The organism is uncultured Piscinibacter sp., from assembly GCF_937952055.1.
Lineage (GTDB): Bacteria > Pseudomonadota > Gammaproteobacteria > Burkholderiales > Burkholderiaceae_C > Piscinibacter.
This window is the reverse complement of record NZ_CALFYO010000033.1, coordinates 36,705-52,827: the sequence shown is the minus strand read 5'-3', so window position 1 is coordinate 52,827 and position 16,123 is coordinate 36,705. Positions and strand designations below refer to the sequence as shown.

Genomic DNA, 16,123 nt, shown 5'->3' with positions numbered 1-16,123 from the left:
ACCCGTGAGCAAGACACCGGCTACCAAAGCAAGCACGAAGAAGCCTGCCGCCCCGGCCGCGAAGGCCAAGCTGGACGCCAAGGCGGCGACACCCGCCAAGAAGACTGCCCCTGCCAAGGCGCCCGCGAAGAGCGCTTCGGCGAAGGCCGCGCCCCTGAAAGCGCCACCCCAGGCGCCGGCACCTGCCGCCAAGGCCGCTGCCGCGCCCGCCCCCAAACCGGTGACACCGCCACCCGCGGTGCCCGCACCCACCAAGCCGATGGCCACGTCCAGATCGTCCAGAGCAGCCCCTCCCCCGCCGGTGAGCGCGCCCCTGCCGCCGGCCACGTCCCGTTTTGCCGACCGGTTCGCGCCGCCCCGGCCCCCCACCCGACAGATGAACAACCTCGGACTCGACATCCCGAAACCGACGCAGAAATCCGATCCCCGGCTGGCCAACGCCTGGAAGGCCAAGGCCGGCCGCGAGCTGACCGAGGCCGAGCTGCTGGCCATGCCGGAATCGGAGTACATGAACGACAAGCAGCTGGAGTTCTTCCGCCACAAGCTGCAGACCCTCAAGGACGACCTGCTGTCCAATGCCGGCGAGACCACCGAGCACCTGCGCGAGGACACGTCGATCGTGCCGGACCCGGCCGACCGCGCCACCATCGAGGAAGAGCATGCGCTGGAGCTGCGCACGCGTGACCGTGAGCGCAAGCTGTTGAAGAAGATTTCACAGTCGCTTGCCCGCATCGACGCCGGCGACTACGGTTTCTGTGACGAAACCGGCGAGCCGATCGGGCTCGGGCGCCTGATCGCGCGACCGACCGCTACACTGTCCCTTGAAGCCCAGCAGCGGCGAGAGCTCAAGCAGAAGATGTTCGGCGACTGAGCCCGGCTCGGACGCGAATCTCCTCACCCGTCATGTCGGAACCCAAAGACACCACGAGCTTCTTTCGCAAGGTCGTCAAGTTCGTGGCCAATCCGACCACGGAATGGGCAGAGATCGGCCTGCCGCAGGACGAGGCGCGCGAGACGGAGTTCGCCAAGTCCGAGCTGAAGGCGATGATCGAGCGCAAGCGGCGCAATGACTTCGTCCGCAAGCGCGAGTTCGACATGTTGCGCAAGGTGCGCCGCGAGGGCCTGACGCCCGAGCAGCTGGCAGCGCTGGGCGGCTCCTCGCGCATCGACGACTCCGAAGGCAAGCTCTCGGTGGCCGAAAGCGGCGCCAAGCAGGACGCCAGTGTCAAGGAGAAGATCGACGAGATCGAGCAGCAGATGGTCGGCGACGGCTTCGGCACCCCGTCGCGGCGCGGGCCGGAGTTCTACAACGCACCGACCCAGCCGGCGCCGATGGGCAGCAACGCGTCGAGCCGGCCCGCGCCGCTCAACGGCGCTACCGTCGACCGGCCCGCAGCGGCTGCCGCGCCGGTCGCGGCCCCTGCGGCCGCGGTGATGGGCAACGGCCTCTCGCCGTTGTCGCCGCTGTCGCTGGAAGCGAGTGCCGGCGATTTCGGCAACGCCTTCGCCGTCGAGGTCAGCGAGGTCGCGCACGACCCCGAACTCGACGAGGCGGTGATCGCCTTCGCCAACGCCGACTTCGAGCAGTGCGAGCAGTCGCTCGCCTCGCTCACCAGCATGGGCGGCCAGCGCCATGCCCATGCCGAGACCTGGCTGGTGCTGTTCGACCTCTACCGCGCCATCGGCCAGCAGCACAAGTTCGAGAGCCTGGCACTCGACTATGCGCGGCAGTTCGGCTGGTCGGCGCCACAGTGGTTCTCGCTGCCCCGCCTGGTGGCCGAAGCCGCCAGCGAGGAGCGCGCGCCGAGCAACAGCCGCATCGACGGCCAGGTGGGCTGGGTCTGCCCCGAGTTCGTCGACGCGGACGCGGTGGCGCACCTGTCGTCGCAGAGTCTGCAGATGCCGCTGCCCTGGGTGTTCGACTGGAGTGCCCTCAAGGGCATCGACCCGGAGGCCGCCTCGCGCATGTCGGATCTGTTCCGCAACTGGATTCGCCAGAGGCTGGACATGCGCTGGCTCGGTGGTGAGCGTCTGTTTGGTGTGCTGGCTGAGGCCGCGCCGACCGGGGTGCGCGACGCCGATCCGGCCTACTGGCTGCTGCGCCTGGACGCGCTGCGCATGACCAACCGACCCGACCAGTTCGACGAGGCGGCGATCGACTACTGCGTCACCTACGAGGTGTCGCCGCCGTCCTGGGAACCGGCGCAGTGCGAGGTTCGCGTGAGCGGATCGCATTCCAGCACGACCTCGCCGCCGCTGTCGATGGTCAGCGAGGTGTCGACCAGCTTCATCGAGTCCCGCTTCACCGAGGACCCGAGCGCAACCGTGCAGGTGGCCAGTGTCGAACTGTCCGGTCAGCTGGTCGGCGACATCGGTGCGACACTGAAGAAGCTCGAGGGCGAGCTCGGCTCGGCGACCATCGTGAATGTCACCTGCGCGAAGCTGATCCGCGTCGATTTCATCGCCGCCGGCGATCTGCTGAACTGGGTGCTGACGCGCCGCAACGAGAACCGCACGGTGGTGTTCGTCGAGGCGCACCGACTGGTGGCGCTGTTCTTCGGCGCCATGGGCATCAACGAGCATGCCCGCGTCAAGGTCCGCAGCGTCTGAGCTTCAGACTTGAACCGGTGCCGCCTGGCGCCATCTCATCCGCATGGAAAACTACCACGGCACGACCATCGTCAGCGTGCGCCGCGGCCACGTCGTCGCGCTCGGCGGCGACGGCCAGGTGACGCTGGGCAACATCGTCGTCAAGGCCTCGGCGCGCAAGGTGCGCAAACTGCACCACGACAAGGTGCTGGCCGGCTTCGCCGGCGCGACCGCCGACGCCTTCACGCTGTTCGAACGCTTCGAGGCGCAGCTCGACAAGCACCAGGGTCACCTGGTGCGCGCGGCGATCGAGCTGACCAAGGACTGGCGGACCGACCGCGTGCTGCGCCGTCTGGAGGCGATGCTCGCGGTGGCCGACCGCGAAGCCTCGCTGATCATCACCGGCAACGGCGACGTGCTCGAGCCCGAGCAGGGCATCATCGCCATCGGCTCGGGCGGCGCCTACGCCAACGCCGCGGCCCGCGCGCTGCTGGAACACACCGAGATGGCACCGCAGGAGATCGTCAAGAAGTCGCTCGAGATCGCCGGCGACCTGTGCATCTACACCAACCAGCACCACACCATCGAGACGCTCGCCTGAGCGGATCCGCATGAAATCGAGCATGACACCGCAGGAGATCGTCTCCGAGCTCGACCGCCACATCGTCGGCCAGCGCGACGCCAAGCGCTCGGTGGCGATCGCGCTGCGCAACCGCTGGCGCCGCCAGCAGGTCGACGAGAAGATGCGCGGCGAGATCACGCCGAAGAACATCCTCATGATCGGCCCGACCGGCGTGGGCAAGACCGAGATCGCGCGGCGCCTGGCGAGGCTGGCCGACGCGCCCTTCATCAAGGTCGAGGCGACCAAGTTCACCGAGGTGGGCTACGTCGGCAAGGACGTCGATTCGATCGTGCGCGACCTGGCCGACATGGCGGTCAAGCAGGAGCGCGAGTCGGCGATGAAGCGCCAGCGCACGCGGGCCGAGGACGCCGCCGAGGAACGCGTGCTCGACATCCTGGTGCCGGGCTCCGCCGCCGACAACACCGCGCGCCAGGTGATGCGCAAGCGGCTGCGCGAGGGCGCGCTCGACGACAAGGAGATCGAGGTCGAACTCGCCGAGGCACGCCCGGCACTGGAGATCATGGGTCCGGCCGGCATGGAGGAGATGGCCGAGCAGCTCAAGGGCATGTTCGCCAACCTCGGCGCGCCGCCGCGCAAGACACGCCGGCTGAGGATCGCCGAGGCGATGAAGTTGCTGGCCGACGAAGAGGCGGCGAAGCTGGTCAACGACGAGGAGGTGAAGACCGCGGCACTGGCCAATGCCGAGCAGAACGGCATCGTCTTCATCGACGAGATCGACAAGGTGGCCTCGCGCGGCAGCGCGCAGGGCACGGACGTGTCGCGCCAGGGCGTGCAGCGAGACCTGCTGCCGCTGGTCGAGGGCACGACGGTGAACACCAAGTACGGCATGCTGCGCACCGACCACATCCTGTTCATCGCTTCCGGCGCCTTCCACCTCAGTAAGCCCAGCGACCTGATCCCGGAACTGCAGGGCCGCTTCCCGATCCGTGTCGAACTGGGTGCACTGACCGTCGACGACTTCGAGGCCATCCTGACGCAGACGCACGCCAGCCTAGTCAAGCAGTACCAGTTGCTGCTGGCCACGGAAGGCGTGACGCTGGAGCTTGCACCCGACGCGATCCGGCGCATCGCGCAGATCGCCTACGACGTGAACGACCGCACCGAGAACATCGGCGCACGGCGCCTGGCCACGGTGATGGAGCGCCTGCTCGACGAGATCAGCTTCGAGGCGCCCAACCGCGCCGGCCAGACGGTCACGATCGACGCGGCGACGGTCGATGCCAAGCTCGGCGAACTCGTCAAGAACGAGGACCTGTCGCGCTACATCCTCTGACCCGGGCCCCCGGACGCCGCGCTCCTGCGCCGCGGGCCACGAAGAGGCCCGTTCTCGCGGACCCGGGGGCGCCAGCGGGTTTCAGGCGGCACGGCGCACGACGCCTCGCGCCCCGGGATCAGAGCGCCAGGCGGTGCGACTGCAACTGCAGCAAGCCGTCGAAGATCAGCGTGTCCACCGTCTCGAAGGGCAGCTCGGTGATCGGCGCCAGCTTCACCGCCGCACCGCCGCTCATGATCAGCGCCGGCTCCTCGCCGGTGCGCTCGCGCAGCTTGCGGTACATGCGCTCCACCGCGCCGGCCAGCGCGTCGGCCCCGCCGCTCATCAGCGCATCGCTCGTGTTGGTGGGGAAGTCAACCGCTTCGCCGGTCGGCGCCTTCAGCCCCGCCGTGCCCATCTCCAACGCACGCAGCATCAGGCCGAATCCGGGCAGGATCAGCCCGCCGAGAAACCTGCCGCCGGTGTCGACCGCGTCGACCGTCACCGCCGTACCAACCATCACCACCAGCACCGGCCGCGGCCGTCCCCGGGCCAGCACGCGGTGCCGGGCGCCGATCATCGCCACCCAGCGGTCGACGCCGAGACGGTTCGGATGGTCGTAGCCGTTGCTCACGCCGCAGGCCTCGCGGGCCGACACGACCCAGCGCGGCTCGACGTCCCACAGCTCGAGCTGTTCTTCGACGCGGCGCTTCACCGCCTCTCCGGCGACGATGCAGCCGAGCATGCTGGACGGTGCGCTCAGCGACTTCCAGTCTGCGTCGGCGAGGTTGTCGATGGTCTCCAGGAACACCGCGCCGTGCGCAATCAGCACGGCGCCGGGTTGCGGGGAGACGTACTGCGCCCACTTCAGGCGCGTGTTGCCCACGTCGATGGCGAGGAAGGTCATGCGGCGTCGGGCGTCAGAAGTCAGACAGGGAGGAATCGGCCGGCACGTCGATCAAACGGCGCACCCGGCGGATCAATTGTGACGTCTCCAACTGGCGGTGTGGTCGCGCGAGGCGCTGCTCGACCTCGTCGAGCAGGCCCTCCAGGTCGTCGCGGTTGCGCGCGCGGCGCAGGCGCATCAGCGTGAGCGAGCCGGCCACCGGCGCTTCGGCGCGCACGGCACGGATCAGCATGTCGCGCGCCTGCTCGAGCGCGCCGTCGAGGTCCCCGAGATCGGAGTAGTCGGTCTCGACCATCGCCCAGGGTTCGTAGGCGCCGAGGTCGCCGTTCAGCGTCGAGGCCGGCGCCAGTGCGCCCGAAGGCGGCAGCGGCGGCTCTTTATCGAGGTCCGGCAGCGGCAGATCCACGTTCATCGGCGGCAGCGTCGGGTGGGGCGCGGCTTCCAGCGGCATCATCGGCTGGGGCACCGTGATGAGGCCCATCTCGAGCAGGTCGTCATAGCAGCTCGGCGGCACGCCGGCCCGTTCGGCCAGGCGCTTCAGCTGCTCTTCGGTTCGACGGCCGTCGACCAGCAGCAGCAAGGTGCGGTGGCGCTGGCTCAACTGGCGCGCTCGAGTCGCCAGTTCGGCCAGGCCGTCCGGCGTCTTGATCGGTGCGTTGCCTGTGCCCAAGGACTTCTCCAGCGGCGGCGTCGTGCGCCCCATCTCCCAACGGGCGCGATTGTGCCGCCAAACGCCACGCGTGCCGACCGCTTCGATCAAGTTGGGCGCACCGTGTAAACCCCGGGGCGCGACAGGGCCGGCGTCAGGCCGGCGCGGCGTCGCAGGCGCTACACTGCCAATTGACGTATACGTCAATTACGCCGCACCAGCCCGGGAGGCCGCATGGCCCGCAGTTCACCCCAGCTCGCCGACTTCCAGCACCGCAGCGCCGGCAACGGCAAGGCTGGCGGACGACGCTTCGACCTGGGTCGATTCGATGCAGGCGCGAAGCCGTTCTCCAGTGGCAGCAAGGCGCGCGACAAGCTGCGCGTGGCGGAACTCGCGCTCGAGGTCGACCGCCTGCAGGATCTCTTCTACGCCGACCGGCGCTTCAAGCTGCTGGTGGTGCTCCAGGGCACCGACACCAGCGGCAAGGACGGCACCATCCGCGGCGTGTTCGGCCAGACCAGTGCGCTCGGCGTGCACGCGGTGGGATGGAAGGCGCCGACCTCCGACGAGCGCGCGCACGACTACCTGTGGCGCATTCACCAGAAGGTGCCGGCCGACGGCGAGATCGTCATTTTCAACCGCAGCCACTACGAGGACGTGCTGGTGCCCGTGGTCAACGGCTGGATCACGCCCGAGCAGACGCAGCAGCGCTACGCGCAGATCAACGCCTTCGAGAAGCTGCTCGTCGAGACCGGTACGGTGATCTGCAAGTTCATGCTGCACCTCTCGAAGGACGAACAGCGCGCCCGGCTGCAGGAGCGGCTCGACGACCCGACCAAGCACTGGAAATTCGCTGCCGGCGACCTCGACGTGCGCAAGCAGTGGGACGCCTACCAGCAGGCTTACGAGAACGCCATCACCGCCACCGGCACGCCATGGGCACCCTGGACCATCGTGCCGGCCGACTCGAAGACGCACCGCAATCTGATGATCGCCCGCGCCGTCGTCGAGACGCTGAAGGGCCTGAAGCTGCGCTACCCGCCGGGCAGCGCCGAACTCGCGAATCTGCGCGTCGAATGACCATCAACGGAGACACCCCGTGACCGATCTTTCCGCCGAATACCAGGCACTGGCGGCCTACCGCCCGACGAACAAGGTGCGATTCGTCACCGCGGCGAGCCTCTTCGACGGCCACGACGCGGCGATCAACATCATGCGCCGCATCCTCCAGGGCATGGGCGCGGAGGTGATTCACCTCGGCCACAACCGCTCGGTCGACGAGGTCGTCACCGCCGCGCTGCAGGAGGACGCGCAAGGCATCGCCATGAGCAGCTATCAGGGCGGCCACGTGGAGTACTTCAAGTACATGGTCGACCTGCTGCGCGCGCGCGGCGGCGCGCACATCCAGGTGTTCGGCGGCGGCGGCGGCGTGATCGTGCCCAGCGAGATCGCCGAGCTGCAGGCCTACGGCGTCGCGCGCATCTACAGCCCGGAGGACGGGCAGCGCATGGGCCTCGCGGGAATGATCGGCGAGATGGTGATGCGCTGCGACCTCGACCTGTCGCCACACGCGCCGAGCGACGTCGCTGCCGTGCGCGGGCACACCGAGTCGGCCTGGCGAGCGCTGGCGCAACTCATCACGGCGCTGGACAACGGCAAGGCGGGCGACGCGCTCAGGCAATCGTTGCAGGCGGCAGCGCAGGACGTGAAGGTCCCCGTGCTCGGCATCACCGGCACCGGCGGCGCGGGCAAGTCCAGCCTCACCGACGAACTGATCCGCCGCCTGCGGCTGGACCAGGAGGATGACCTGCGCGTCGCGGTGGTCTCGATCGACCCGAGCCGGCGCAAGAGCGGCGGCGCACTGCTCGGCGACCGCATCCGCATGAACGCCATCGGCCCCTGGCAGCGGGGCCCGCGCGTGTTCATGCGCAGCCTGGCGACACGCGATTTCGGCAGCGAGATCAGCCAGGCGCTGCCCGACGTCATCGCCGCCTGCAAGGTGGCCGGCTTCGATCTGATCGTCGTCGAGACGTCCGGCATCGGCCAGGGCGACGCGGCCATCGTGCCCCTCGTCGATGTGCCGATGTACGTGATGACGCCGGAGTTCGGGGCCGCCAGCCAGCTCGAGAAGATCGACATGCTCGACTTCGCCGAGTTCGTGGCCATCAACAAGTTCGACCGCAAGGGCGCGATGGACGCGCTGCGCGACGTCGCCAAGCAGGTGCAGCGCAACAAGGAGGCGTGGAAGCAGAAGCCGGAATCAATGCCGGTGTTCGGCACCATGGCCAGCCGCTTCAACGACGACGGCGTGACGGCGCTCTACCAGGCGCTGCTGCCGCGGCTGAAGTCGCTGGGCATGGCGGTCCGGCCGGGCCGGCTGCCGCCGGCCGCGACGCGCCACAGCACCCACCAGGTGCCCATCGTCCCGGGCGCGCGCGTGCGCTACCTGGCCGACATCGCCGACACCGTGCGCGGCTACAAGCGCCATGCGCGCGAGCAGGCCAGACTGGCACGCGAGATCCAGCAGCTGCGCGAGAGCGCGCGCATGCTGTACGACGCCATCCCCGAGAAGCACCGCGCACGCGACGCGCTCACCGAGCAGGCCGGACTGCGCGAGGCGAAGCTGGATCCGCGCGCGAAGAAGCTGCTCGCGATGTGGCCCGACATGCAGCGCGCGTACGCGGGCGACGAGTACGTGGTGAAGATCCGCGACAAGGAAATCCGCACGGCGCTGACGCACACCACGCTGTCGGGCAACAAGATCCGCAAGGTGGCCCTGCCAGCCTACGAGGACCACGGCGAGATCCTCAAGTGGCTGATGCTCGACAACGTGCCCGGCAGCTTTCCCTACACGGCCGGCACTTTCGCCTTCAAGCGCGAGAACGAGGATCCCACGCGCATGTTCGCCGGAGAGGGCGACGCCTTCCGCACCAACCGGCGCTTCAAGCTGGTCAGCGAAGGCATGCCGGCCAAGCGCCTGTCCACCGCCTTCGACTCGGTCACGCTGTACGGCAACGACCCCGACCTGCGCCCGGACATCTACGGCAAGGTGGGCAACTCCGGCGTGTCCATCGCCACGCTGGACGACCTGAAGGTGCTCTACTCGGGTTTCGACCTGTGTGACCCGGCCACCTCGGTGAGCATGACGATCAACGGCCCGGCGCCGAGCATCCTGGCGATGTTCATGAACGCGGCGATCGACCAGCAGCTCGACAAGTTCCGCGCCGACAACCGGCGCGAGCCCACCGACGACGAGGCCGCGAAGATCCGCGCGTGGACGCTGGCGAACGTGCGTGGCACGGTGCAGGCCGACATCCTCAAGGAAGACCAGGGCCAGAACACCTGCATCTTCTCGACCGAGTTCAGCCTGAAGGTGATGGGCGACATCGCCGAGTACTTCGTGCACCACCAGGTGCGCAATTTCTACTCGGTCTCGATCTCCGGCTACCACATCGCCGAGGCCGGCGCGAACCCGATCTCGCAGTTGGCCTTCACGTTGTCCAACGGCTTCACCTTCGTCGAGGCCTACCTGGCGCGCGGCATGCACATCGACGACTTCGCACCCAACCTGAGCTTCTTCTTCAGCAACGGCATGGACCCGGAGTACACCGTGCTGGGCCGGGTGGCGCGGCGCATCTGGGCGGTGGCGATGCGCGAACGCTACGGCGCCAACGAGCGCAGCCAGAAGCTGAAGTACCACGTGCAGACCAGCGGCCGCAGCCTGCACGCGCAGGAGATCGCCTTCAACGACATCCGCACCACGCTGCAGGCGCTGATCGCCATCTACGACAACTGCAACTCGCTGCACACCAACGCCTACGACGAGGCGATCACCACGCCGACGGAGGAGAGCGTGCGCCGAGCGATGGCCATCCAGCTGATCATCAACCGCGAGTGGGGCCTGGCGAAGAACGAGAACCCGAACCAGGGCGCGTTCGTGATCGACGAGCTGACCGAGCTGGTGGAGGAAGCAGTGCTCGCCGAGTTCGAGAAGATCGCCGAGCGCGGCGGCGTGCTCGGAGCGATGGAGACCGGCTACCAGCGCAGCAAGATCCAGGAAGAGAGCATGCACTACGAGATGCTCAAGCACACCGGCGAGTACCCCATCATCGGCGTGAACACCTTCCGCAATCCGCACGGCGACCCCGTCCCGCAAAGCCTGGAGCTGGCGCGCTCCACCGAGGAAGAGAAACAGAGTCAGCTCGCGCGGCTGCAGGACTTCCAGGCGCGCCATGCCGACGATGCGCCCCCGATGCTGCAGCGGCTTCAGCAGGCCGTCATCGACAACGGCAACGTCTTCGAGGTGTTGATGGACGCAGTGCGCTGCTGTTCGCTGGGCCAGATCACCAATGCCCTGTTCGAGGTCGGCGGGCAGTACCGGCGCAGCATGTGAGCGCGGGCCGGCCGCTCACGCGGCTTGCAGCAGCCCGAAGGAGGTGTCCAGCGTGCGGGCGCGGCCGCTGTCCTTGGCCCGGTAGAGCGCCGCGTCGGCCCGCCTGAGCATGCCCTCCAGCGTGTCCGCCGGCCCGTGGCAGCGCGAGACGCCGGCGCTGAAATCGACCGCCAGGCCCAGTTCCTCGCGCGAGGTCTGCGCCAGGCGCTCGCGCAGCTTTCGATCGAAGCGCTGCGCTGCCTCTTCGTCGGCATCCTCCATCAGCACGCAGAACTCCTCGCCCCCGTAGCGCCCCACCAAGTCGCCGGGGCGCGCCGACGCGCCCAGGTTGCGCGCCACCAGACGCAGAGCCCGATCGCCGGCATCGTGACCCTGTCCGTCGTTGATCTGCTTGAAGCGGTCGATGTCGATCATCAGCACGACCATCGGCCGAGCACGGCGCGCCGCGTCGGCGAGCCGGGCGCGTGCGAGAACCATCCAGGCACGGCGGTTGAGCACGCCGGTCAGACCGTCCACGCTGGCGAGCCGCTCGAGTTCGCGGGCGGCTTCGTCGCGGTGCGCGAGCAGGACGCCCACGAGGGTCAGCAGCGAGGCGGCCAGCGCGACGATGGCCGAGGCGTAGTTGACCGGGTGCGGCGCGAGGAAGCGCGGGTAGGCATCGGTGAAGAAGGCGCCGAGCACGCCACGCCACGCCACAGCGTCACCGTGGCCTGAGCGAGCAGGCTGGCCATCACCAGCCAGCGCCAGCGTCCGACCGGGAACCGCGCCGGACGGCCGACGCAAACAGCGACGAGCACCATCTGCAGCGCGAGCAGGGCGTTCGCCCAGCCGACGCGGAAGGCGTCGTGCGGGAAGCCGATGGCATAGACGATCGGCATGAGTCCGGCGATCAGCCACTGCAGGCGGTCGGTCGTGGATCGGCCGCACCAGCGGTCGAATGCCTCGCCCAGCAGGGCAAGGCTGGACGCCATGGCGGCCATCGCCGCGGAGGACAGCAGCCGGTCGGCCCAGGCGCCACGTTCGACCAGCCCCGATAGCAGGATCAGCACCCAGCCCATCGCCTGAAGCGCGGCCGACCACTGCGCGCGCCGCGCCAGCGCGTTGACACGCCCCATCACGGCCGGCAGCACGACGGCCATGGTGACCAGGTTGATCATCAAGGCCACCAGCAAGGTGCGCAGGTCGATGGGCAGTCAGTGGTGTGTGCGTGACCGCCGCGAGCACCGCCACGGTCCGGAGAAGGGATTCTCGCCAAGCACGCGGATCCTCGATCGGCACAACAGCACGGACACGCCGCCCCAGTTCGACGCTTCTGGCGGGTGCGCGGTGTATGACACGAATGACATCATCTGACATTTCGTAACATTTGAAGTGAATGGCACCCCTTGTTCAGGGGGGGCTTCAGCCGCTAAGGTGCACCTCACGCCAATCATCGAAAGCCTGCCCATGCGCCAAGATGTCGTCGCCAGTGGCCAGTCCGCCCGCCCTCAGGGGCTCGGCGCAGGCCGCCCGCAGGCTGGGGTGACTTGGCGACATGTCGCCACTGCGCTGTTGCTGGTGCTTGTGGTGCCGGTGCTTCTCGCCGCCGGAATCGCGGCCTTGCTGGTCGTTCCGGTGATGCTGGCACTCGTGGGCATCGACCAGATCCGCCAGCTCGCCGGCAAGCAGCCCCGCCCCGCCCCCATCCGGTATCCGCGCTGATCAGCCGCGGCCGATGCGGCTGCTGCTGGTTCGCCATGGCGAAACCGCGCTGAATGCGGCGCGCGTCCTGCAACCGCCGGACACGCCACTGAGCGAGCGCGGCCGCGCACAGGCCGCCGCGCTGGCGCAGCGGCTGAGCGACGAACCGGTTTCCCTGCTCTGGTCCAGCGACCTGTCGCGGGCATGGCAGACGGCCGAGTCCGTCGCCCTCGCCTGCCGCCTCCCCCTCGTGCCACAGCCGCTGCTGCGGGAGCGCAACTTCGGCGTGCTGCGCGGCCAACCCTACGATGCCCTCGGCTTCGATCCACTGGCCCTGGCTTCGGCACCGCCGCAGGGCGAGTCGGTGGCCGCCTTCGAGGCGCGGGTGGACGAGGCCCTCGCTCAGGCGCTGGCGGCTGCGCGGGGCAGCAGCGGCACCGTCGTCGTCGTCACGCACGGGCTCGTCATCCACAGCCTGCTGGCGCGGCGCCTGGCCTTGCCGGCGGGAAACACGCTTCCGTCCCGCATCGCCAACACTTCGGTGACGGTGATCGAGGACGGCGTGCCGCCGCGTGCGACGCGGGTCGACTGCACGGCCCACCTCGGTGGCGGGCCGTCGGACAACCCTCTGGCCTTGTCGGGTGGGTGAGTCCTGTAAGCCGCTTGTATCGCTTCGGGCGTAACTTCCACGCATTCCAACTCGAGGAGACCCCACATGGCCCTTCCCCGCGACGTCTACGTGGTCGGCGCAGCCCGCACCGCCATTGGCACCTTCGGCGGTTCGCTGAAGGACGTTCCCCTGGCCGAACTGGCCACGCTGGCGGTGAAGACCGCGCTGGAGCGCAGCGGCGCCGCCGCGGCCAGCGTCGGCCACCTCGCGATGGGCACGGTGATCCCCACCGAGCCGCGCGACGCCTACCTCAGCCGCGTCGCCGCCATCGGTGCCGGCTGCCCCAAGGAGACGCCGGCCTTCAACGTGAACCGTCTGTGCGGCTCGGGACTGCAGGCCATCGTGTCGGCCGCGCAGGCCATCACCCTGGGCGACTGCGAGCTCGCAGTGGGCGCCGGCGCGGAATCGATGAGCCGCGGCGCCTACCTGCTGCCGCAGGCGCGGTGGGGCGCGCGCATGGGCGACAGCCCGATGCTGGACTTCGTCGTCGGGGCGCTGCATGACCCCTTCCACAAGATCCACATGGGCATCACCGCCGAGAACGTCGGCGAGCAGTACGGCATCAGCCGCTCGATGATGGACGAGCTCGCGGTGGAGAGCCACCGGCGTGCCGCTGCCGCCATTGCCGAAGGTCGCTTCAAGAGCCAGATCGTCCCGGTCGTCATCCCGAGCAAGAAGGGCGACATCACCTTCGACACCGACGAGCACGTCAAGCCGGGCACGACGATGGAAGCGCTGGCGAAGATGCGCGCCGCCTTCAAGAAGGATGGCGCGGTCACCGCCGGCAACGCCAGCGGCATCAACGACGGTGCCGGCGCGGTGGTGCTGGCCAGCGCCGAGGCGGTGAAGGCCGGCAGCCTCAAGCCGATCGCGCGCCTGGTCAGCTATGCGCACGCCGGGGTGGAGCCGACCATCATGGGCATCGGCCCGGTGCCGGCGACCAAGCTGGCGCTGGCCCGGGCCGGCCTGAAGGTCGGGGATCTCGACGTGATCGAGTCCAACGAGGCCTTCGCCGCGCAGGCCTGCGCGGTGGTCAAGGAACTGGCCCTCGACCCGGCCAAGGTGAACCCGAACGGCTCGGGCATCTCGCTCGGGCACCCGATCGGCGCCACCGGCGCGATCATCACCACCAAGGCGCTCTACGAACTGCAGCGCGTGAACGGCCGCTACGCGCTGGTGACGATGTGCATCGGCGGCGGCCAGGGCATTGCCGCGATCTTCGAACGCGCCTGATCCGACCCCGCCCTTCCTGCAGCTCTGACCGCAGGAAGGGCGCGACGGTCAAAGCAGCCGCCACGAACCCGCCTGCTCGTGAACTCTTTGCTCTGAACGCAGCTTGTACAGGTGCGCCCGCAGCGAGCGCAGTGCCATCGGGTGCATGCGCTCCGGCACGTCGGCATAGACATGCGCCAAGAGGGCGGACTCGTCGGGCTGGCCCAGTTCGCGCAGTCCCGCCAGCACCTTGGCCTCGCGTTGCAGCCGGTGGGCGATGATCCGCTCGAAGGCGGCGCGCGGCTGTGCCATGAGGAAGCCGTGGCCAGGCGCCAGCCAGTCCAGCTCCTCGGCGCACAGTGCGCGCAGCGAGGCGAGGTAGGCCGCCATGTCGCCGTCCGGCGGGTTGATGACCACCGTGCTGAGCTGCATGACGTGGTCACCGGTGAAGAGAGTCCTCTCTTCCTCGAGCCGGTAGCAGAGGTGGTTGGAGGCGTGGCCAGGCGTGTGGACCGCCGTCAGCGTGACGCCCTCGTCGATCGCGAAGCGCTCGCCTCCGCAGAGCTCGCGGTCGGGCGCGAAGCTCGCATCCTGCCACTCCGGGTGGTCGGCCTTGCGGCCGTGCACCGCCGCGCCGGTGTGCGCCTTCAACAGCGCGCAGCCGGGCGAGTGGTCGAGGTGGGTGTGCGTGGCGAAGATCCAGCGGATCGGCCCCGGCGCCGCAGCCAGGATGGCGCCGACATGCGACGCCTCGGCCGGTCCGGGATCGACGACGGCCCATTCGTTGCGCGGGCCGCCGCCGACCAGGTAGCTGTTCGTCCCCGGCCCGGTCATCACGCTGCCGTTGTGCGCGGTGACGCGGAGCACCCGCGCCGACAGCCGCACCGCCACCCCGGGGTTGATGTCGTAGGAGACGTCGCCACGGCATTCGGGGTCGATGCGACGCAGTTCGGCGAAGGCTGGCTCGTCGGGCGTGACCGGCCGCGTGCCCTGGCGGCCGGTGCCGATCTGCGGCTGGATCAGCGGCACCTCGCGCGGCTGCCGCGCCCAGGCAAGCAGCGCGTCGACATCGTCGAACCTCGCGATCGCCTCCAGCGTCTTCTGCGTTGGCGTCATCAGCTTGAGCGGCTCGGTGCGCGTCAGCGCCGCGGTCGGGCTCAGCCAGAGCTGCTCGACGAGCTCGCCGTCGTCGTGCGCGGATTCCTGCCCGGCGGGCGCACGGGCGATGAAGAAGCGCGTGTCGAAGCGCTTGGGCCGCCCGATCGGCGTGACCCAGTGGCTGAAGTAGACGAGCTCGTCAATGGCCAGCGTGAGCCTTTCCTCGTGGCACAGCGCCGCCAGCGACTGCTCGCCGCGCTGCAATGGGCCGCGCCAGGCATCGAGCCGCGCGGCACGCTGGGCATCGAGCACGAGCGGCCGGCCGTCGCGCTCGCGCGCAAAGAGCAGCCCGGCTTCCTCGAAGCACTCGCGCACGGCAGCCGCCCAGTAGTCGAGCGCATGCGCGCCGACGCCGAGGCGCGCGTCGGCCACGGCGGCGTCCAGCCCGCGGCAATGCGGCAGCGCGGCGCGGTCTGCTGCATCGACCAGACCGCCGGGGAACACCCAGGCGCCGCTGTTGAGGTCGCCACGCTCGGCGCGGCGCAGCAGCAGCACCTCGATGCCCAGCGCTGCGTCGCGCACCACCACCACGGTGGCGGCAGGGCGCGGCGGCTTCTCGTCCGAACTCATCAGCGGCGGAATCCCACTTCGACGCTGAACCACTGCGGATTCAGCGCGGCCAGCGGGCCCTTCAGCTTCTCGATCTCGCCGGCCGGCGCGTGTACCTCGAGGCGCGTGATCTGGGCGATCTTCAGCGCCTCCTGCAGGGTCGGGCCGACGTTGTCGAGGTGCGCCAACAGGGCGGCTGCGTCGTCGTAGCCCTCGCGGCAATGCGCCTCGTCACCGCTGAACGAGAACGCGTAGTGCACGCAGCCGGGCTCGGTGCGCGTCTTGGCGACGAAGGTGTCGCACAGCGCGCGGAACTCGTCCATCTTGCCAGTCGCGACCTTGAAGTACGGGACCAGGGTGCAGCAGGTGTCGTTCGATGCCATGGCGTGTCTCCTGTCGTGGTGAGGGGGCAGAGCGGCGC

16 protein-coding genes are annotated in these 16,123 nt (G+C 69.2%); 10 read left to right on the top strand and 6 right to left on the bottom strand.

All coding sequences use genetic code 11. From position 1 onward, the window contains the following. Positions 1-4: 4 nt before the first annotated feature. Genes dksA through hslU form a run of 4 tightly spaced genes read left to right on the top strand, consistent with a single transcriptional unit; the run spans position 5 to position 4,505 of the window. The gene (gene dksA / locus Q0599_RS24240; RefSeq protein WP_367180990.1) at positions 5-871 is read left to right on the top strand and encodes an RNA polymerase-binding protein DksA; all 867 of its coding nucleotides are present in this window, start codon (positions 5-7) and stop codon (positions 869-871) included. 32 nt (positions 872-903) lie between these two features. Further along, positions 904-2,610 carry an STAS domain-containing protein gene (locus Q0599_RS24235; RefSeq protein ID WP_298835268.1) on the top strand — a complete coding sequence of 569 codons (1,707 nt, stop codon included), beginning with the start codon at positions 904-906 and terminating at the stop codon, positions 2,608-2,610. A 43-nt stretch (positions 2,611-2,653) separates the two neighbouring features. Continuing rightward, the gene (gene hslV, locus Q0599_RS24230) at positions 2,654-3,190 is read left to right on the top strand and encodes an ATP-dependent protease subunit HslV (protein WP_298835267.1); all 537 of its coding nucleotides are present in this window, start codon (positions 2,654-2,656) and stop codon (positions 3,188-3,190) included. 10 nt (positions 3,191-3,200) lie between these two features. Beyond that, positions 3,201-4,505 (top strand): ATP-dependent protease ATPase subunit HslU, encoded by a 1,305-nt coding sequence (hslU, locus tag Q0599_RS24225; RefSeq protein ID WP_298835266.1) that lies wholly within the window; start codon positions 3,201-3,203, stop codon positions 4,503-4,505. Positions 4,506-4,623: 118 nt separating this feature from the next. On the opposite strand, the gene Q0599_RS24220 is transcribed toward hslU, so the two are convergent. Both Q0599_RS24220 and Q0599_RS24215 read right to left on the bottom strand, forming a co-directional pair. Further along, the gene (locus tag Q0599_RS24220; protein ID WP_298835265.1) at positions 4,624-5,391 is read right to left on the bottom strand and encodes a type III pantothenate kinase; all 768 of its coding nucleotides are present in this window, start codon (positions 5,389-5,391) and stop codon (positions 4,624-4,626) included. A gap of 13 nt (positions 5,392-5,404) precedes the next feature. Next, a complete protein-coding gene (locus Q0599_RS24215) occupies positions 5,405-5,971 on the bottom strand; it encodes a hypothetical protein (protein WP_298835264.1) in 567 nt (188 codons plus the stop codon). A gap of 303 nt (positions 5,972-6,274) precedes the next feature. Between Q0599_RS24215 and Q0599_RS24210 the strand changes: the two genes are divergently transcribed. Continuing rightward, positions 6,275-7,120, top strand: a complete 846-nt coding sequence (locus Q0599_RS24210) for a PPK2 family polyphosphate kinase (RefSeq protein ID WP_298835263.1) — start codon at positions 6,275-6,277, stop codon at positions 7,118-7,120. A gap of 19 nt (positions 7,121-7,139) precedes the next feature. Next, on the top strand, positions 7,140-10,433 hold the full coding sequence (gene icmF, locus Q0599_RS24205) for a fused isobutyryl-CoA mutase/GTPase IcmF (RefSeq protein WP_298835262.1): 3,294 nt from the start codon (positions 7,140-7,142) through the stop codon (positions 10,431-10,433). Between the two features lie 15 nt (positions 10,434-10,448). On the opposite strand, the gene Q0599_RS24200 is transcribed toward icmF, so the two are convergent. Then, positions 10,449-11,114: a GGDEF domain-containing protein gene (locus Q0599_RS24200; RefSeq protein WP_298835261.1), complete on the bottom strand. Its 666-nt coding sequence runs from the start codon at positions 11,112-11,114 to the stop codon at positions 10,449-10,451. Then, complete coding sequence (locus Q0599_RS24195; protein WP_298835260.1) at positions 11,015-11,590, bottom strand: hypothetical protein; 576 nt, start codon at positions 11,588-11,590, stop codon at positions 11,015-11,017. Before Q0599_RS24195 ends, Q0599_RS24200 begins: the two co-directional genes overlap by 100 nt. Between Q0599_RS24195 and Q0599_RS24190 the strand changes: the two genes are divergently transcribed. The 4 genes from Q0599_RS24190 (at position 11,583) to Q0599_RS24175 (ending at position 14,016) form a co-directional block, all read left to right on the top strand. Then, a complete protein-coding gene (locus Q0599_RS24190) occupies positions 11,583-11,786 on the top strand; it encodes a hypothetical protein (RefSeq protein ID WP_298835259.1) in 204 nt (67 codons plus the stop codon). The genes Q0599_RS24195 and Q0599_RS24190 overlap by 8 nt on opposite strands. 93 nt (positions 11,787-11,879) lie before the next feature. Beyond that, positions 11,880-12,134: a hypothetical protein gene (locus tag Q0599_RS24185; protein WP_298835258.1), complete on the top strand. Its 255-nt coding sequence runs from the start codon at positions 11,880-11,882 to the stop codon at positions 12,132-12,134. A gap of 13 nt (positions 12,135-12,147) precedes the next feature. Next, positions 12,148-12,762 (top strand): histidine phosphatase family protein, encoded by a 615-nt coding sequence (locus tag Q0599_RS24180; protein ID WP_298835257.1) that lies wholly within the window; start codon positions 12,148-12,150, stop codon positions 12,760-12,762. A 66-nt stretch (positions 12,763-12,828) separates the two neighbouring features. Further along, positions 12,829-14,016 (top strand): acetyl-CoA C-acyltransferase family protein, encoded by a 1,188-nt coding sequence (locus Q0599_RS24175; protein WP_298835256.1) that lies wholly within the window; start codon positions 12,829-12,831, stop codon positions 14,014-14,016. Positions 14,017-14,064: 48 nt separating this feature from the next. Here Q0599_RS24175 and Q0599_RS24170 read toward each other — a convergent pair whose 3' ends face one another. Both Q0599_RS24170 and Q0599_RS24165 read right to left on the bottom strand, forming a co-directional pair. Beyond that, positions 14,065-15,723: an MBL fold metallo-hydrolase gene (locus Q0599_RS24170; RefSeq protein WP_298835255.1), complete on the bottom strand. Its 1,659-nt coding sequence runs from the start codon at positions 15,721-15,723 to the stop codon at positions 14,065-14,067. Then, positions 15,723-16,085, bottom strand: a complete 363-nt coding sequence (locus Q0599_RS24165; protein WP_298835254.1) for an antibiotic biosynthesis monooxygenase — start codon at positions 16,083-16,085, stop codon at positions 15,723-15,725. Before Q0599_RS24165 ends, Q0599_RS24170 begins: the two co-directional genes overlap by 1 nt. Positions 16,086-16,123: the final 38 nt, after the last annotated feature.